The 16815-nt window shown below is 57.7% G+C and carries 16 protein-coding genes; 7 read left to right on the plus strand and 9 right to left on the minus strand.

Annotated features, from left to right (window positions below; translation table 11 throughout):
- Nucleotides 1-92 precede the first annotated feature (92 nt).
- Nucleotides 93-254 carry a hypothetical protein gene (locus tag V9K67_RS09245; protein WP_336721711.1) on the minus strand — a complete coding sequence of 54 codons (162 nt, stop codon included), beginning with the start codon at nucleotides 252-254 and terminating at the stop codon, nucleotides 93-95.
- A gap of 32 nt (nucleotides 255-286) precedes the next feature.
- Between V9K67_RS09245 and V9K67_RS09250 the strand changes: the two genes are divergently transcribed.
- Both V9K67_RS09250 and V9K67_RS09255 read left to right on the plus strand, forming a co-directional pair.
- Nucleotides 287-1765 (plus strand): sensor histidine kinase, encoded by a 1479-nt coding sequence (locus tag V9K67_RS09250; protein ID WP_336721712.1) that lies wholly within the window; start codon nucleotides 287-289, stop codon nucleotides 1763-1765.
- A gap of 4 nt (nucleotides 1766-1769) precedes the next feature.
- Entirely contained in the window at nucleotides 1770-2189 is a 420-nt protein-coding gene (locus tag V9K67_RS09255) for a response regulator (protein ID WP_336721713.1), read from the plus strand.
- An 8-nt stretch (nucleotides 2190-2197) separates the two neighbouring features.
- Here V9K67_RS09255 and V9K67_RS09260 read toward each other — a convergent pair whose 3' ends face one another.
- The 4 genes from V9K67_RS09260 to V9K67_RS09275 all read right to left on the minus strand — a co-directional run bounded on the left by V9K67_RS09260 (nucleotide 2198) and on the right by V9K67_RS09275 (nucleotide 6732).
- Entirely contained in the window at nucleotides 2198-3253 is a 1056-nt protein-coding gene (locus V9K67_RS09260) for an aldo/keto reductase (protein WP_336721714.1), read from the minus strand.
- Between the two features lie 159 nt (nucleotides 3254-3412).
- Complete coding sequence (locus tag V9K67_RS09265) at nucleotides 3413-4489, minus strand: alpha/beta hydrolase (protein WP_336721715.1); 1077 nt, start codon at nucleotides 4487-4489, stop codon at nucleotides 3413-3415.
- A 41-nt stretch (nucleotides 4490-4530) separates the two neighbouring features.
- The gene (locus V9K67_RS09270; protein ID WP_336721716.1) at nucleotides 4531-5823 is read right to left on the minus strand and encodes an aminotransferase class V-fold PLP-dependent enzyme; all 1293 of its coding nucleotides are present in this window, start codon (nucleotides 5821-5823) and stop codon (nucleotides 4531-4533) included.
- Nucleotides 5824-5850: 27 nt separating this feature from the next.
- Nucleotides 5851-6732: a hypothetical protein gene (locus V9K67_RS09275; RefSeq protein WP_336721718.1), complete on the minus strand. Its 882-nt coding sequence runs from the start codon at nucleotides 6730-6732 to the stop codon at nucleotides 5851-5853.
- Between the two features lie 80 nt (nucleotides 6733-6812).
- Between V9K67_RS09275 and V9K67_RS09280 the strand changes: the two genes are divergently transcribed.
- Entirely contained in the window at nucleotides 6813-7667 is an 855-nt protein-coding gene (locus V9K67_RS09280; RefSeq protein ID WP_336721720.1) for a ChaN family lipoprotein, read from the plus strand.
- Nucleotides 7668-7716: 49 nt separating this feature from the next.
- Here V9K67_RS09280 and V9K67_RS09285 read toward each other — a convergent pair whose 3' ends face one another.
- Nucleotides 7717-9294, minus strand: a complete 1578-nt coding sequence (locus V9K67_RS09285) for a glycoside hydrolase family 43 protein (protein WP_336721721.1) — start codon at nucleotides 9292-9294, stop codon at nucleotides 7717-7719.
- A 116-nt stretch (nucleotides 9295-9410) separates the two neighbouring features.
- Here V9K67_RS09285 and V9K67_RS09290 point away from each other — a divergent pair, with 116 nt between their 5' ends.
- Complete coding sequence (locus tag V9K67_RS09290) at nucleotides 9411-10160, plus strand: hypothetical protein (RefSeq protein WP_336721722.1); 750 nt, start codon at nucleotides 9411-9413, stop codon at nucleotides 10158-10160.
- Between the two features lie 86 nt (nucleotides 10161-10246).
- Here V9K67_RS09290 and V9K67_RS09295 read toward each other — a convergent pair whose 3' ends face one another.
- Nucleotides 10247-11098 (minus strand): metallophosphoesterase, encoded by an 852-nt coding sequence (locus V9K67_RS09295; RefSeq protein ID WP_336721723.1) that lies wholly within the window; start codon nucleotides 11096-11098, stop codon nucleotides 10247-10249.
- Between the two features lie 163 nt (nucleotides 11099-11261).
- Here V9K67_RS09295 and V9K67_RS09300 point away from each other — a divergent pair, with 163 nt between their 5' ends.
- The 3 genes from V9K67_RS09300 to V9K67_RS09310 all read left to right on the plus strand — a co-directional run bounded on the left by V9K67_RS09300 (nucleotide 11262) and on the right by V9K67_RS09310 (nucleotide 13927).
- Entirely contained in the window at nucleotides 11262-12017 is a 756-nt protein-coding gene (locus V9K67_RS09300) for a DUF481 domain-containing protein (protein WP_336721724.1), read from the plus strand.
- Between the two features lie 200 nt (nucleotides 12018-12217).
- Entirely contained in the window at nucleotides 12218-12970 is a 753-nt protein-coding gene (locus tag V9K67_RS09305; RefSeq protein ID WP_336721725.1) for a hypothetical protein, read from the plus strand.
- Nucleotides 12971-13261: 291 nt separating this feature from the next.
- Entirely contained in the window at nucleotides 13262-13927 is a 666-nt protein-coding gene (locus V9K67_RS09310) for a hypothetical protein (RefSeq protein ID WP_336721727.1), read from the plus strand.
- A gap of 54 nt (nucleotides 13928-13981) precedes the next feature.
- Here the strand turns inward: V9K67_RS09310 and trxA are convergent, their stop codons facing one another.
- Nucleotides 13982-14356 (minus strand): thioredoxin, encoded by a 375-nt coding sequence (gene trxA / locus V9K67_RS09315; protein ID WP_336721728.1) that lies wholly within the window; start codon nucleotides 14354-14356, stop codon nucleotides 13982-13984.
- A gap of 81 nt (nucleotides 14357-14437) precedes the next feature.
- A complete protein-coding gene (locus V9K67_RS09320) occupies nucleotides 14438-16714 on the minus strand; it encodes a TIM-barrel domain-containing protein (protein ID WP_336721729.1) in 2277 nt (758 codons plus the stop codon).
- Nucleotides 16715-16815 lie beyond the last annotated feature (101 nt).

Genomic DNA, 16815 nt, shown 5'->3' on the forward strand with positions numbered 1-16815 from the left:
CAAAATAAGATTAATCATAATCTAAAAATGATTAATAAGATAGCGGTATGCGGATAACAAGTGTTAAAACAGGCAGGAAGTGCCCCCTGAAACTACGGGAAAACATCAAAAAAAAATTTTCTTAAATATACAATTTGCGGCAACACAGGCAGTTGGGCAATTTCCCAGCGGCGGCTCCGGCAAGAATCTAATCCTTTTTTAATCCGGTCCTGTTTCTTTGTTTCTTCTCTTTGTGCCCAACTTAACTTGCCCATGGGTATTTTTGGTATGCCCGGGCTGCCAACAAATGAAAATTTATCACTATATATTTTTAAGTTTCCTCTTCATCCTGCTGCTGTTTGCCTTTACCACCTACATCAATTTTCGGCAATCGGAGGAGGTGAAAGAGAACGCGGAATTCTTTTCCCGGTCCACCGCCATCGCCCGGAACGCTACGCGGCTGCAGCGCAATACCCTGAACATGTCGAGCGGCCTGCGGGGCTACCTGCTGACGGGCGAGCATGATTTCATCCAGGCCTACGAATCTACGGAACAGGAAAACCAGACCATCCTGCGGGAGTTGTCGGCCCTGGTGCCCGCCGACTCGGAGCAGGGCAGGCTGCTGGCCCAGATCCAGGTGCTGCACAACAGCTGGACGGAGCAGATCGCCGAACCGCTGCGGCAGGCCAAACAACTTTCCGGCGTATCGGACAGCAGCCTGGCGGCCTTTAACAAATTATACCGCGACCGGCTGATCTCGGGCCGCGAACGGGGCATCCACCTGGAACTCCAGGACAAGCTGAAGGAATTCAGCAACAACGAATACGGGGCCCGGGACCAGAACAAGCAACGGCTGGCCCTATCGATCCAGCAAACCCGGAACCTTTCCTTTTACCTGACCTCCTTTTCCATCATCGCGGGCCTGGCGATCGCCGGCATCCTGGCCTTCAGCCTCTCGCACCGGATCACCAAAATGGTGAACATGGCCAACAGCATCGCCCGGGGCAATTACGAGGTACACATGAAGGATACGGGCCGTGACGAATTGAGCCGGCTGGCCCGCTCGCTGAACCACATGGCCAGCGTGCTGAGCGAGAACATCTCGCTGCTGAAACGGAAGAACCAGGAGCTGGACCAGTTTGCCCACGTGGTGTCGCACGACATGAAGGCGCCGCTGCGCGGCATCGGCAACGTGATCTCCTGGATCGAGGAGGACCATGCCGCCGAGATTTCTCCGAAAATGAACGAGTACCTCTCCATGATCAAGGGCCGCCTGTCACGGGGCGAGAACCTGATCCAGGGCCTGCTGTCCTATGCCCGCGTGGACCGGGAGGTAACGCTGAAGGAAGAAGTGGACGTGAATGCCCTGATCCGCGAGATCGCCGAAACCAACGGCCTGAGCCCCCACATCCGCCTGTCGGTGCAAAAGAACCTGCCCGTGCTGTACACCCACCGCTTTCCGCTGCTGCAGGTATTTTCAAACCTCATCAGCAATGCCAGCAAGCACCACGACAAGGCGGAAGGGGAGATAAAAATTTATTACAAACGGTCCGGCCAGCGCCTGGAGTTTTTCGTGGAGGACGACGGACCGGGCATCGACAAGATCTACCACCAGAAGATCTTTACCATTTTCCAGACCCTGCAGGACCGCGACAGCTTTGAAAGCACCGGCGTAGGGCTGGCCATCGTTAAAAAGATCCTCGACGAACGCAAGGAAACCATCCGACTGGAGTCGGAACCGGGCCGGGGATCCATATTTTCATTCACCTGGTCAAACGAAGCATAGCACCATGAAAGTGATTCACATCTTACTCCTCGAAGACGACAGCCTGGACATCATCGACATCCAGCGCACCCTGGACAAAATGAATATCCTCTACCGGCTGACGATCGCCAAGAACGGGGTGGAAGCCCTTGCTATTTTAGAGCGCACCAGCAACACCTATGGCGAGCGGCTGCCCGACGTGGTGCTGATCGACGTCAACATGCCGAAAATGAACGGCCTGGAGTTTTTAAGCGTGCTGCGGAACAACGAGGAGTGGAAGCACCTGAAGTGCTTTATCATCACCACCTCGGACGAAGCGGTGGACCGCACCGCCGCCCGCCAGCTGGGCGTCTCGGGCTATATCGTCAAGCCTTTTAAAATCAACAACCCCGGCTCGATCGACTCGTTCAATTTGATGATCGATTTGATGAACATGAAGGATTAGGGGTGAGGTTATACATAAGGGTAGCCTTTATGGATCAACCCTTTGGCCTTCATTTCATACCAGAATTCGCGGGGAATTTTTGCGGCCGTCAATTGCACGTTTTCGCGTACGCGCTTCGGACGGCTGGTGTTCAGGGCAATGCTTTTGACACCGGGTACCTTATAGGCAAACTGCACGCAGGCCTCGGCGGGCTTGATGCCGTAGGAGCTGCACAACTGGAAAAAATCGGCCCGCCACTGGAACAGCTCCCTGCCGCCGGGCGTATCGGGCACCACGGGCTTGTAATCGTAAAAGCTGCCGCCGACAAGGAAACCCGAATGGAAGACCGCCGCATTAATGACCACTACGCCCTTGCGGTCCAGCTCCCCGATAAAGGCCAGGAGCTCGTTGGGATGGCTCCGGAGGGTCAGGCTGTTGGCCAGCATCACCCAGTCCAGGTCCACGTCGGCCGCCAGGCGCCGGAGCACCCGCCAGTCCCGGGCACTGGCGCCCACGGCCTGCACCTTGCCCAGGCGCTTCAGCTCGTGTAACGCTGCGTATGCATCCAGGATATCATCGTAATAACGGGCGGCCTGCCGTTCGTCGGTGGCGCCGGCCAGGTAGTCGTCGGGGTCGTGCACCGACACCAGGCGGGGCGTGTAGCCGTCCAGCAGCTCGTTGCCCTGCTCGTAGCATTCCATAATGCCCGCATAACTGATCTGCTGAACGGCATCGTGCTTCAGGTCCTTCCACAGGCTGCCCTCCAGGTGCGGCCGGCCGCCTTGCAGCTCGGTACGCAGCCAGCCCAGCTTATTACTGATGACCACCTGCTCCGGCGGTACGCCTAACCGTTTCAGGCACTGCCCCAGCGACTCCAGGGCCAGGCCGGCGCCGTATTTGCCGGCCGAATCAAAAACGGTGGTGGCGTCACCCAGGTGTATGCATTCCTTGACGATGCCAAGTTTTTCGGACGCGCTCAGGGCGACAAATAAATTTCCCAATCCGCTGGTACCGAAAACGACCGGGGGAAGGTGCAACCGGTCCGATAGGGGGGCTTTGTTACTGGTTACAGAGGCTCCTAACATCCTTATCCGATTTAAGTGATGACGTCCGGGCTTAGGCTTGATCCATTCTCCTTACAAGTTAATATTTCCCTTAAAGATGAAGCTCCGCCACGGCTTACTATTTTTTTGCATGCCTGCTTTGCGAAAAATTTTCATTGCTTATTGCCCGTTGCTGATCGCTTATTTTTTCTTTCTTTCCTCAAAGGACAGGTTTTGCGAGAAAAAGCCGAGCATCTTTTGTTCGATGCGCTCCCCCACCCGGTTGATATGGTTGCCTTCGTAGATCTCGAACTGGTGCGGGATGCTGTAGACCGACAGTGAGCTGTCGAGGGCCCGTAGACCGGCGGCAATGGCCACGTCCTGGGTGCCGGCGTCGAAGCCCAGGGCCCGGAGCTGCTTCAGGTTGGGAATGTACTGGTCCAGGGTGGCCAGCGGCATGTTGGCCCACAGCTTTGTCTGCACCAGGGGCTGCAACTGGCCGTTCTGGTAAGGAAGATCGAGATAGAGCGGCGGGTTTTGCGGATTGGGCGCCCAGGCAGCAGCGGTAGCAAAGGCGGCGCGGGTGCCGAAATCGGCCTTTTCAAAGTCGGCGACGGTTTTTACCGAGTCCTGGCGGGCCAGGGCTTCGGGGCGTGGCGGGTTGTTGGGCACAGGCAGCAGGCAGCAGGGGCTTAGCAGGTATACCGAGGAAAACACTTCGGGATGCTTCTGCGCGATGCGCATGCCGCCATAACCGCCCATGGAGTGGCCGCAAAGGCCGCGGCTTTCGGGCCTTGCCAGGGTGCGGTAGCGGGCATCGATAGAGGCGACCAGCTCTTTGGACACAAAGTCCTCCCAGTTGCCGGTAGTGACCGAGTTGGAGTAAAAGCTGCCGTGGAAGCGGTTGTAGGCGTTGGGCGTGACCACGATCATTTCCCGGGCGCCGCCCCAGGCGAATACTTTGTCGAGGATCTGCGGCAGGTTGATCCAGTGTTTTTTGAAACCGTACCACTGGGCATCGTCATCGGTGAATCCGTGCAGGAAGTACACAACGGGATACCGGCGCTTCGGGTCTTTGTTATAGCCGGCGGGCAGGTATACCGACACGTCGCGGTCGGCGGGATCGCCGGCAAGGTTGCCTTCCAGGCCTTTGCCGTGCACCTTGATGCGCTCCACCCGGCCTTTCGGCTCCTGCTGGCCGTAGGTCTTTACCGAAGAAAGAAAAGGCAGGGCCAACAGGGGAAGGAAGAACAGGGAACGAAAAAATCTTTTGCTCATGGCATGCATTTGTTTAAGACCGAATTTAAGAATGAAAAACGCTACACCGTACGGGCACCATGGCGAATGCCTTCCACCAGCACGTCCAGCTCTTTGGTGGTGGTGTACACGTTGGGAGACACCCGTACGCCTTTGATGGTTTCCTGGTCGATGGCCACGGTGTGCACCTTGTAGTGGTCCATCAGGAAAGCCTCCAGCTCGCGGGGGGCTTTGCCGTCCACGCTTACCAGGCCGATGGCGCAGCCGAAGCCCGGTTTGAGGGAGGTGCCCAGCCGCACTTTCGAAAAACCTGCGACCCGCTCCATCCAATAGTTTTTCAGGTACAGCAGCCGCTCCTCCTTTCTTTGTCCGCCGATCATGTCGTGGAAGTCCACCGCCTTGCCGACGGCCTGCTCGATAAAGAAGGGGCGTGTGCCCAGGTGCTCGAACTTGCGGATATCGGTTTCGCCCTGGGCGATAGACGCAAAAAGCGGGTACAGCCTGCCGATCTTTTCCTTTTTCACGTACAGCAGGCCGGTGCCGATGGGGGCGCTGAGCCATTTATGCAGGCTGGCGCCGAAATAGTCGGCCCCGGTATCGGGCACGGCAAACTTCAGGTGGGCAAAGCTCTGGGCGCCATCCACCAGCACCTCGATGCCGCGGGCATGGGCGGCATCGGCAATGCGCTTCACCGGCAGCACCTGCCCGTTCCAGTTCACGAGGTGGGTCACCTGCACCACTTTGGTGCGGGCGGTAAAAGCGCTTGTATAGGCCTTTGCCAGGTAGTCGTTGTCTTCCGAGGGCAGCTGCAGGTTCACCCACACCAGGCGGATGCCGTCGCGTTGTTCCCGTTGCTTCCAGGCGTTGATCATGCTGGGATAATCCTGGCGGGCCAGCACCACCTCGTCGCCCTTTTGGAGGGGCAGGCCGAAGATCACCGTTTCCAGCGCTTCGGTGGCATTGCGCTGGAGAGCGATCTCCTCCGCGCCGACGCCGGCCAGGGCGGCCAGGTTGCGGCGCAGGGGTTCGCGGCCCAGGTCCAGCACGCGGGTCATGAAATAGCTGGGAGCTTCATTGGAAAGATCGTGGTAGCGCTTCATAGCTTCCTGTACCACCTTTGGCGCGGGGGCCATGCCGGCATTGTTCAAATTGACCAGGGCCGCCGACACGGTATATGCCTGTTGCACATAGCGCCAGAAATCCTCGTCGGAGGCCAGCGACGCGGGGGGCGTGTCGGCCGCCTGCTGCAAGGCCCGTTGCAAATCGCGGCTCCAGGCCGGCTGCAGCCAGGGACCGAAAAGGGCGGCCAGTGAAAAGCTTCCGGCCTTCTGAAGAAAGGAACGGCGGGGGAACATGTAAGAAAGTTAGGAAATAGTTTTTTCCTAAAACATCAGTTGTGCATTGCTCTCGGGTTTTATGACGCCTAATATGCGGGTGATCATAAATGATTTGCGGGTTTCCATGAAGTTGGCGCTGTAGGAGTAGGTGGTGCGGAGCAGCACCTGCAGCGAATCGCCGGGGTCGATATCGATCTCGCGGCGGTGGTAGGCTTCCAGCCAGGCCTTTTCCTCGATCTTGATCTCCTCGGTCCGGCCGTTCAGGATGAACTCCCACTTGGAGTCGCCTACGAAGTCCACTTTCTTGGGCTTCACCACTTCACGGGTTTCGCTGCTTTCGGTGCGCTGTCCCAGTTCGGCCAGTATTTTCGGGCGGTTGATGACGATGCCCCCTTTTACCACGGCCTCACCAAAGGCGGAGCGGTAGCGGAAGGCTTCCTTGCGGGGGAGGCGGTTGACCTCCCGGGCGATGTCGTCCAGGGCATTGAGCACGGCATGGGGCGAAACGGTATGCACGATGGAGTGCGACAGGCGGCCCACTTCGGAAATGACTTTGTTGATCTCGCCGGCCAGGGCTTCCACGGGCGCCTTGGAGTCGATGGTGGCGGCGCCGCTCAACTTATACAGCAGCCACAGCTTGCTGCGCAGCAGCAGGGTGTCGAGCAGGGGCGGCACCTCGGGGTACAGGAGCAGGAAGTCGGGTACGCCCTTCAGCACCTGGGTTACACGGGTGCGTATAGGGTCGCAGGCGACGGATTCCAGGCGATATTCGGTCTTCATTTCGGGGTGGATGTTCTGGAGCAGGAAGGCGTCGAAGTCGTGCAGCAGGCGGTAGAAGTTTTTGAGGTTTTCGAAAACGGTAAAAACGTCTTTACCGCCTTCAAAATGGTAGTCGAGGTCGAAGGTAGGATGTTGCGCTGTGCCCATAAGGCGATAAATGTAGAATGTAAAATGTAAAATATGAAATGTAGAATGGCGGACAGCTTTACATTTCATATTTTTCCTTTATGAAGAAAATCTTGCTGTTCCTGCTGGGAATGGGCTTTTTGCTGCCGGGGCGCAGCCAGGACAAACCCGCCTACGTGCTGTACACCGCCAAGGGCAAAAAGGTGCGGTATGCGAAAATGATCAAGGTGCTCCGGGAAAAAGATATCGTGCTTTTCGGCGAGCTGCACAACAACCCCATTGCCCACTGGCTGGAGCTGGAGCTGGCCAAGGACTTCTTCGGCCGCCGCCCGCTGGCACTGGGCGCCGAAATGCTCGAACGCGACAACCAGGAGGCCCTCGAGGAATACCTGCAAGGCAAGATCGACGGGCCTGCCTTTGCTTCCAAAGCCCGCCTCTGGAACAACTTTTCCACCGATTACGCCCCGCTGGTGACCTTTGCCCGCGAACAGCGCCTCTCCTTCGCCGCCACCAACATCCCGCGCCGCTACGCCGCCCTGGTGGCCCGCGGCGGCTTTGAAGCCCTGGACACCCTGCCCGCGGCGGAAAAGGCCTGGATAGCGCCCCTGCCCATCGCCTACGACCCCGAACTCCCGGGCTATAAAAACATGCTGCAGATGATGCCGGGCCACGGCGGCGCCAACTTCCCCAAGGCACAGGCCATCAAAGACGCCACCATGGCGCACTTTATCCTGCACCACTACAAAAGCGGCAGCCTTTTTCTCCACTACAGCGGCGCCTACCACATCGAGAACTACGAGGGCATCCTGTGGTACCTGAAAAAAAGCCGGCCCGACCTCAAATATGCCACCATCACCACCGTCTCCCAGAAAGACCCCGGCAAGCTGCTCCCCGAAAACCGCCGCAAAGCCGACTTCATTATTTGCGTGGATGAGGATATGACCACGACTTTTTAGAGTTCCTGAGTTCTTACCGGAGTTACGACAACTCAGGAACTCAGGAACTTTATTTCACCCGGAAATAATCAAAATCCGCAAACGCCCTTGTTCCTGTAAGATTAGGACTGAGGCAGAAGATGCCGGTTTTGGCGCCGATCCAGGTGCCTTTTTCTATTTTGTAGCGGTCGCCGATGTGGGTGAAGGTGGCGCCACCGTCGAGGCTGTAGGCGTAGGAGCAGGTGGCATTGTCGTAGACCTGGACCTTGAAGGTGGCGGTGGTAGCCGATACTTCCTGGTGGAGCAGCTCACGGGGAGGCAGGTAGGTGCGGCCTTCGCGTTTTCCTTCGTACAGCACCAGGCGGTGACCGGCGGCGGTTTTTTCCAGGCAGAGGCAGGTGTAGTAGTTGCCCATGGTCACCAGGCCGGCCCGCTCGCCCGGAAGGGAGGCGTGCAGCGTTAGCTGCGTGGTGGCGGTAAAAGCCGGGGCCGCAAACTTTTGCAGCAGCAGGTTGCCGGCATAAAAAAGGCTGCCGCCGTCGGTGGGTGCTACCACTGCCTGCAGGCGAATGGTTCCGTCCTTCAGTCGGTACCAGTCCTTTTGGGGGGCGGCGTGCCACTGCCACTGGAGGCCCAGGGCGGAGGCGGTGAATTCGTCGGAGGTTTGCGGAACGGTGACGGGGTATACCTTTCCTACATCCGGCTTTTTGTAGGTAAGGACAGGTTCGCCGGTACCGTCGCCGTCCTCGTCCACGCCCATAACGGGCCAGCCGTCCTTCCAGCGCACGGGCTGCAGGTGCACGATGCGGCCGTAGGCATCCTTGTCCTGGAAGTGCAGGAACCACCATTCGCCCTTTTGGGTTTGCACCAGCCCGCCCTGGTGGGGACCGTTGACGGGGGTCTTTCCCTGCTGCAGCACGACTTTATCCTCGTAGGGGCCGTAAATATTTTTGGAGCGGAAGACCGACTGCCAGCCCACGGGCACGCCGCCGGCAGGAGCAGAGAAATAATAGTAGCCGTCCCGCTTTTCCATAAACTTGAAACCTTCCAGCACGGGCTGGCGCTTGTCGTCCTGGAAGATGACGGTACCGTTGTCGAGCAGCCGTTTGCCGTCGGGCGACATTTTGTGCAGCACGGCCGGGCCGGCGCCGACTTTGCCGCGGAGCAGGTAGGCCTGGCCGTCCTCATCCCAGAAAGGGCAGGGGTCTTCCCAGTTGGCTACGTTCTGCACCAGGTGCAGGTCCCATTTGCCCCCGGGATCGGTAGCGGAGGCCATGAACAGGCCGTCTTCGGGGGTACAGAAGTACACGTAGAAGCGGCCATTGTGGTAGCGGATCGAAGGGGCCCAGGAGCCCTGGCCGTGCTGGGGCTTTTTGTAGCGCTCCAGCGGCAACGAGGTGTACACGTGGTTGATAAGAGTCCAGTTGACCAGGTCTTTGGAATGCAGCACGGGCACGCCCGGCTGGCAGGTAAAGGAGGAAGCGACCATGTAGTAGTCGTCGCCCTGGCGAATGACGTCGGGATCGGAATAATCGGCATAGAGCACCGGGTTCTTGTAGGTGCCGTCGCCGTTATCAGCCACCCAGCCCTGGGCCGGGGCTATTTGGAAAAAAAGGGTGCCCAGCAAAGCGGCAAGCAATCTTCTCATGCTTTTCCCCTAAAAATAGGGCAATGAGCTTTGATAGTTTGCAAAGCTTACATTAACTTCGTTGCTCATCTGTTATTGAAAGGGTTTCAATAACAAAACCAAAACAACTATACCTTATGAAGCGTTCTCCCGCCCGTACGCAGCCGGCTGCTTTCCGCCTGCGTCTTTCCCCGATGACCACCTCCGTGCTGCTCCTGTTCGTGCTGTTCACCGCCAGCAGTTGCTATACTGCCAAGAAAATGGACAAATGGATCGACAAGCAATACGGCGAAGTACCCCAAAAGATCAAAAGCAACGACTATATTCATATCAATACCGGCAGCCTGCCGGTCAGCGACCGCCTGTCGGATACGCGTAAAGGGGACCGGAAACTGATTCCCGCCCTGGTTTACTACAAATGGGATTATTCCACCGTTTCTACCCTGAACCCGCAAATTCCCGCCAGCCACCTGAGTGCGGCCCTGCTGCCTTATGCCAACACCAAGGGATTGCGGAAAAAGCTGAACGGGCAAACGCTGGAACTCACCCTGGAAAAAATGCCTTCTGTATTTTCCTTCAGGGACAAGGGGGTGATGATCTTCCTGCTGCTGGCGTACACCGGTTGGGAGCAGATCTCCATTGAACCGAAACAGGAGGAAATGGTAGTTTCCTACCGGCTGTTGAAGGACGGTAAAGAAACCCGCAAGGGCACGATCAGCATTCCCAACAGGGACCGGCCCGTGACGCAACGGGTGCTGCAATCGACCCGGAAGATGACCGGCCTATACCTGGAGCAGTACAACAACAACATCCGCTCCATGAGCAAGGAACTGGTGGACCGCCTGCTCCTCGAAGTACAGCTTCAGGAAAACTATGCTTCCCAATAAACCAGGAAACCTTTAAAACCCATCCTCCCAACTCAGGAACTCAGGAACGAACGCGTAAACTTGTAAACCCGTAAACTCCGGAACGCTCACACTCCGTAATGGAACAGCGTCACTTCCGCCCGTGCACCGAAGCGGAAGGGAAGGGCGGTGGTGCCGAAACCCCGGGAGACATACAGGTAGGGAGCCTGGCGGTTGTACCAGCCATTGACATAATTGCCCGAATATTTGGGCAATACGGGCACGTAACCGGGCAGCCGCACCTGGCCGCCGTGGTTGTGGCCGGCAAAGATGTAGCCGATGTTCAGGCGCCGGTCGGCGCTCCGGGTCTCATTGATCCGCCGGAGTTCCTTTAGTACGCCTTCCTGTTGCAGCGGGCTGTGCACCAGCAGGATATGATGGTCTTCGCAGACCACCTCTTTGACCGCCTCGGTAAAGGAAGGACAGCCCTCGATAAAGTCATCGACGCCGGTCACGGTCAGGCGTACGCCGTCGATTTCGAAGCATTTGGAGTCGTTGACCAGCAGGTGGCAGTTATGCTTGTGAAAGACGCTTTTCAATCGCTCCAGGCTGTCCGGCTCCAGGTGGTCGTGGTTGCCCAGGATGGCGGCTTTTGGCAGGTGGGGATGCAGCAGCCCGAAAAAACGGTCGGCGGTGGCGGCCTTGCCGGTGGTGTCCACGGTATCGCCGGAGATGAGGATCAGGTCGGGCGCCAGCTGGTTGATCTTCCGGGCCAGGCGGGAATGGAAGGGCCAGACGGAATCTTTTAAATGCAGGTCCGTCAGCAACAGCAGCCGCAGCTTCCTGCGGCTTTCTTTGTTGCCGATGTGAATCTTCTTGAGCTGGAAAAAATACCGCTCCAATACCAGGGCATCCAGCAGCGCCGCTCCCACAACCGCAGCCCCTGCGGCTGCACCCCACTTCCAGTATACAGGCTTCATAACATACAGATTTTACGCACGCTTTTTTCTGCAAAGAGGCTGCCAGTTACGGCAGCGGCCACAGCAACGAACATGATGCCTGCGCTTATATGCATTTTATTACTAACATTATTCTAATCCTTGTGGCCGGCCGCTTCCTGCCGATCTGCGTATCTTGGCGGCCATGAACCGTGTATTTTGCTTTCTGGCGGCCGTTGTCTTTTCCCTTACCTGTTCGGCCCAGGTGGTGGTCAACATCGAATCGCAGCGCATGCCCTCCGATACCACGGGCTGGAAGGGCGGCATGGGCACCTCCTTTTCCTTTACCCGCAACATCCAGCAGATCCTCAACATCAACGCCAATGCGCATCTGCAATATAAAAGGGAAAAAGACCTGTACCTGCTGGTAGCCAACTACAACCTGCTGAAAACCTTTAACCAAAAACTGTCGAACAACATGTTCTACCACCTGCGCTACAACCGCAAGGTCAACGAATGGCTGCGGTGGGAGGCCTTCAACCAGTGGCAGCAGGACGTGCTGGCCAACATCAACCTGCGGGTGCTGGCCGGTACCGGGCCCCGTTTCAAGGTGCACGACAAGCCCCGCCTGAAGCTTTATGCCGCCACCCTGGCCATGTTCGAGCACGAAAAGGAAAAGACCAAGCCCCCGGTGGTCCACAACGATATCCGCAGCAGCAGCTACCTCTCCCTTACCTGGAAGCCTACGGAGCAGATCCAGGTGGTGAGCACCGCCTTTTACCAGCCCCTGTTCCGGCAGCTCAGCGACTTCCGGTTCCTGCACCAGCTGAACCTGAACGTAAAAGCCACGAAGCATTTTTCCATTACCACCGCCTGGAATTACCTCTACGATGCCGCCCCCGCCGCCGGCGCCCCCAACATAAACCTGAGCATCAGCAACGGCTTTGCCTATAATTTTTAAGGAGGGGCAGGACAGTACAGGAAGGTAAGAGCATCTACCTAACGATAATACAAACCATTATGTATTTATAAGATTTATAATTTAATAGCCTTTACCATTTGTACTGCCGGGCTTAATTTTGCGCATCGTTTTTCCCGAAGGGCTTAAAACGATCACCCTTTACCATACGCAGACCAAGAATTATCCTATAAATCCTATCCATGAAAATCCCAAAAACCCTATGGGCCGCCGCCGCCTTGCTGTGCCTGGCCGCCTGCTCCAAATCGTCCGACAACCTTGAAACCGGCACCGGCACTACCGCCACCCGCGTGGATTCAGTAGTGAGCACCACCACTACGGATACCAGCAGGACTACTGACCCTACAGATACCAGCAGAACTACCGCTACGGATACGGTTGCAGCAACTACGACCACAGCCACCCCTGCTACCGGCACGACCACGTACACCGCTCCTGCCGTAGCTACCGGCTATACGCTGTACACCATCAAGGCCGGGCAGCACTATTGCGATAAGAACAGCTTTAAGCCCGTTACCCTGGCGGAACAAAAGTTCTCCGTCCGCTTCGACAGCTCCGGCATTTATAAAACCATCGACCCCGTCAACCAGTACGACATCAATAAGCTGTACGGCTTTTCCGAAGGGCTGAACCACGAATACAACAGCGCCCGTATCGGCTGGTCCTGGACCAACGGTGCGATGCGCCTGTATGCCTATTCTTATAAAAATAGCGTACGCCAGTCAAAAGAGATCACGGCGGTTCCCCTGAACCAGGAGATCGCCTGCAGCATCAAGGTGTCGGGTTATAACTACATCTTTACGGTAAACGGTGTTTCGGTAACCCTCTCCCGGGCGAAAAATACCGCTACCGCCAGCGGCTACCAGCTGTTCCCCTACTTCGGGGGCGATGAGGCAGCGCCACACGACGTTTTCATCCAGATCAAGAGCCTCTAAAGAAGAAAACGGAAACCCTTTTCAGCAACAAGCCCCCGCACAAACGGGGGCTTGTTGCTGAAAAACCGTTCAGGCAAGCAGCCAGTAAGCCGTACGCAGCGAGCAGGGTTTTTGAATGGGGCAGGCCGCCGACACCGGAACAGGGGATGCGGGGCCGTTTCGGGACAGGGAGCGGCGGCAATAGAAGGCAAACGGCCTGGCTTAACTTTTATGCATCGTTCTTTCAGAAGGGAGCTGAACGGCTGCCCTTTATCCAACGTCCACCCGATATTATCCTAAAAACCAATTACCATGAAAAGCCGCAACATCCTATGGGGAGCATCTGCCCTGTTTTTCCTGGCTGCCTGTACCAAGCAAGCCGACTATAGAGAAATCATCACTGCCAGCGCCGTCGCCAGCAAAGCCAACATCGCTTCCGCTACCACCCGGGCCACCGGCACCACCACTTCCACCGCCCCTGTCGTAGCCGCCGGCTATACGCTGTACACCATCCTGGCGGGCCAGCATTATTGCGATAAAAGCACCTTCAAGTTCCTGACCCTGTCGACACAAAAGTTCTCCGTTCGCTTCGACAGCTCCGGTGTCTATAAGACCATCGACCCCGTCAACCAGTACGATATCAATAAGTTGTACGGCTTTTCGGAGGGACTCAATCACGAATACAACAGCGCCCGCATTGGCTGGGCGTACAACAACGGCGCCCTGCGCCTGTATGCTTACGCCTACAAAAACGGCCTGCGCCAGTCGAAAGAGATCACGACGGTCCCGCTGAACCAGGAGATCGCCTGCAGCATCAAGGTCTCCGGCTACAGCTACATCTTCACCGCAAAGGGCGTTTCGGTTACCCTGCCCCGGGCAAAAAATACCGCCACCGCCAGCGGTTACCAGCTCTATCCTTATTTCGGGGGGGATGAAGTAGCGCCAAAGACTATTTTTATCCAGATTAAACCCCTGTAATAAAAAGCCCTCCCGCTGCTGCAGGAGGGCTTTTGCTATTGAATCATCATACTTCTATTTTTCTTTGCCGGCTCCCTGCAGCAGCCGTTCTTCGATCACCTGCTTGAAGGCCGATTTCGGCAGCGCCCCGCGTTGCAGCATCGGCGCTCCCTCCACGGGAATGAACAGGAAGGTGGGGATGCTGCTGATGGCAAAAAGGCTGGAAAGCTCCTCCTCCTTGTCGGTGTCGATCTTGTAAATATCCAGGCGGCCTTCGTACTCTTTGGAAAGCTCATCCAGTACGGGAGCCACTGCTTTGCAGGGACCGCACCAGTCGGCGTAAAAATCAATAATGGCAGGCACCTGTCCTTTGAATTGCCATTCCTCGCCCTCCGTATAATCGAAGATCTTGTCTTTAAAATCCTGTGCGGTCATTTGAATCGTTGCCATAACATGCTGATTTTGTGGAAAATTAGGAGCAGGGGAACGGAAAGAAATGAAGGGGCGAAGAATATGCCAAAAAGGCGGCGGCTATGCCCCTCCCTGCGAATGGCTGGAGCCGATTCCCCCGATCTTGATCTCGTTCGTATTCCCCGGCCGCAGGGGCACAATATACATCCCCTTTTGGGCATCCCAGGTGCCGGCATGACGCCCGTTCAGCAATACCGACCGGGGGCGGGAGGTGAGCTTGATATGAAAGGCCGCATTGCCCGCAATGGGCGGCACCAGCAGCAGGAGCTGCCCGTCGGCTATGGTGGCGTGGATGGGCTTTTCCTTGTTGCCGTCGCGGGCATCCACATAGTCAAAGGAGGCGTCGCCCGTGCCGGTGGAGCCGGGGAAATAATAGAACACCAGGTTGCCGGGCCGGTTGTCCCACTGGGCCGAGCTGCCTTTTTCCAGCAGGCCCTCCGCCCAGATGGCATTGGCCCGCACAAAGACGGGGATCTCGTCCAGGGGTTTTTGCACCTGGATGGTGCGGCCGCCCTCGTAGCGCTGGTCGGGATGGTAATAGTCGAACCACTCGCCGGCCGGCAGGTACACGCTGCGGCTGCCGGTGGAATCGAGCATCGGCGCCACCAGGAAGGCGTCGGTAAACAGGTACTGGTCCCAGAGGCCGTAGGTGGCGGTGTCGGTGGGATAGGTGTAGGCCAGGGGCTTCATCACCACGCCGTTGCGGTACGAGGTGTTGGCCGCCGAGAACACCGTGGGCAGCAGCCGCAGGCGCTGGTTGGTGTATTTGCGGAAAATGCTTTGCAGGGCCTCGCTGTACTTCCAGGGCGCCCGGTCCTCGCCGCGGCCGCCGGCATCGTCGATCTTGATCTCGTACAGGCCGTTCCAGGCGCCCCACTGCAGCCAGCGGGCATAAAGCTTTTCGGAAATCCGACCGCCCAGGTAGCCGCCTACGTCGGAGCCCCAGACGGGGAAGCCCATAAAGCCGCAGCGCACGGCGTTGGCCAGGTTGGCCGCCATGCCGTCCCACGAGCTGCGCGAGTCGCCGCCCCAGACCGCCGACAGGTAGGGCTGGCAGCGGTGGTAGGCCCCGCGGGCAAAGTTGAACTGGGCGTCCTTGTAGGCGCTGCGCAAAAAGCTGTCGGTTACTTTCGAGTAGAGGTACAGGTACTTGGCCCGCCGCTGGGGCCAGGGGGTACCGTCGGCCCAGGGTGACATGGCGGGAAAGTCTTCCTCCGCCCGGTCCATCTTGTGCCCGCGTACGTTAGCGCTGTACTGGTGGGCCGCCAGGCGGCGGCCGAACTCCCGCACGCCGGCGGAGTCGGACAGGTCGATGTAGCCTTTGAAGTTGGGCAGCAGGCCGGGAAAGGCCGTATCGCCGAAGGTCATCGGGCCGATCCAGGTGATAAACTGCGCCCCATAGCGGGTATTGAGCTCTTTGATCCAGGCCGCCGGGTTGGCAAAGCGCTGGCTGAAATTCATTTTGGACCACTCGTGGGTGCCTTCGCTGTAGGGGCGGTCCACCATCCAGCCAGTAAAGGGGATTTTGAGGTCGGTCATTTTGCGGGCGTCGGCCAGGATCTCGTCCTTGCCGCCCTTGTTCTCGTCGCGCCAGATGATGGGTCCGCAGGCCCAGAGCGGCACGAACTTCGGCCGGCCGATAATGGAAAAGTAGTCTTTCAGCACCGCATCGCCGTTGGGGCCCGTGATCAGGTACCAGTCGAGCGAGCCGGTCTGGTGGTACAGTTCGGTGCTGCCGTTGATGCCCAGCCGGTATTTGCCCTTGGCCCAGCTGTCAAAAAAAGAAGCGTAGCCTTTATTGGTCATGAAGAAGGCCGACCATACGGAAGCGTAGTTTTCGTGGTACTGGCTGCCGGTACCCACGGGGTCTACGTCCACCACCTCGCCGCGCAGGTCGGGGCTTTTGCGGTTGGCGGGGTAGAGGCCCTCCACGAGGCCGAAAAAGTGTTCGCCGTTGTCGGCCAGCCGGATGGAGGTATGCTCGGCCCAGTCGGGCTTCCCGGAAAAATGCACCGAATTGCCGCTGACGGTAACGGCGATGTCGGCGGAGAGGGGACCGGTTTCATTGCCGTAGCGGGCGAAGGCGGGGTACCGCATCCGCAGCAGGAAGGTATCGGGCGTGTTCTTCACCACCGATACCGACAGGGGCTCCTGGAAGTTGAAGGAGATGGCGGCGATCCGCAGCATGGGCTGGGCGTTGCGGGCAACCACCAGCTCTTTGCCGGAAAGCTGCACCGTCAGCAGTTGTTTCGTCCATGATAAAGCCTCCTGCGCCAGCGCGGAAACGGACAACATGCAGGCAAGCGCCAGGGAGAAAAGGGTCTTTTTTCTTTTCATGAAGAAATAGGTTAGGCGTCTAAGATAGGAAGTCTGCCCGGGGATTCGGGTGGACAAGCAGGATTAACGGGAAATTAGGGAAATGCAGGAGGGACGCCGCC

It is taken from the genome of Huijunlia imazamoxiresistens, from assembly GCF_037132455.1.
Lineage (GTDB): Bacteria > Bacteroidota > Bacteroidia > Chitinophagales > Chitinophagaceae > Flavisolibacter > Flavisolibacter imazamoxiresistens.

Excerpts from the sequence above, each read along its gene's own strand:
- V9K67_RS09320 (WP_336721729.1), bottom strand. The coding sequence starts at position 16,714 with ATGAAAAGAAAAAAGACCCTTTTCTCCCTGGCGCTTGCCTGCATGTTG.
- V9K67_RS09290 (WP_336721722.1), top strand. The coding sequence starts at position 9,411 with ATGAAGCGTTCTCCCGCCCGTACGCAGCCGGCTGCTTTCCGCCTGCGT.
- V9K67_RS09295 (WP_336721723.1), bottom strand. The coding sequence starts at position 11,098 with ATGAAGCCTGTATACTGGAAGTGGGGTGCAGCCGCAGGGGCTGCGGTT.
- trxA (WP_336721728.1), bottom strand. The coding sequence starts at position 14,356 with ATGGCAACGATTCAAATGACCGCACAGGATTTTAAAGACAAGATCTTC.
- V9K67_RS09280 (WP_336721720.1), top strand. The coding sequence starts at position 6,813 with ATGAAGAAAATCTTGCTGTTCCTGCTGGGAATGGGCTTTTTGCTGCCG.
- V9K67_RS09250 (WP_336721712.1), top strand. The coding sequence starts at position 287 with ATGAAAATTTATCACTATATATTTTTAAGTTTCCTCTTCATCCTGCTG.
- V9K67_RS09245 (WP_336721711.1), bottom strand. The coding sequence starts at position 254 with ATGGGCAAGTTAAGTTGGGCACAAAGAGAAGAAACAAAGAAACAGGAC.
- V9K67_RS09270 (WP_336721716.1), bottom strand. The coding sequence starts at position 5,823 with ATGTTCCCCCGCCGTTCCTTTCTTCAGAAGGCCGGAAGCTTTTCACTG.
- V9K67_RS09265 (WP_336721715.1), bottom strand. The coding sequence starts at position 4,489 with ATGAGCAAAAGATTTTTTCGTTCCCTGTTCTTCCTTCCCCTGTTGGCC.
- V9K67_RS09305 (WP_336721725.1), top strand. The coding sequence starts at position 12,218 with ATGAAAATCCCAAAAACCCTATGGGCCGCCGCCGCCTTGCTGTGCCTG.
- V9K67_RS09255 (WP_336721713.1), top strand. The coding sequence starts at position 1,770 with ATGAAAGTGATTCACATCTTACTCCTCGAAGACGACAGCCTGGACATC.
- V9K67_RS09260 (WP_336721714.1), bottom strand. The coding sequence starts at position 3,253 with ATGTTAGGAGCCTCTGTAACCAGTAACAAAGCCCCCCTATCGGACCGG.
- V9K67_RS09300 (WP_336721724.1), top strand. The coding sequence starts at position 11,262 with ATGAACCGTGTATTTTGCTTTCTGGCGGCCGTTGTCTTTTCCCTTACC.
- V9K67_RS09310 (WP_336721727.1), top strand. The coding sequence starts at position 13,262 with ATGAAAAGCCGCAACATCCTATGGGGAGCATCTGCCCTGTTTTTCCTG.
- V9K67_RS09275 (WP_336721718.1), bottom strand. The coding sequence starts at position 6,732 with ATGGGCACAGCGCAACATCCTACCTTCGACCTCGACTACCATTTTGAA.
- V9K67_RS09285 (WP_336721721.1), bottom strand. The coding sequence starts at position 9,294 with ATGAGAAGATTGCTTGCCGCTTTGCTGGGCACCCTTTTTTTCCAAATA.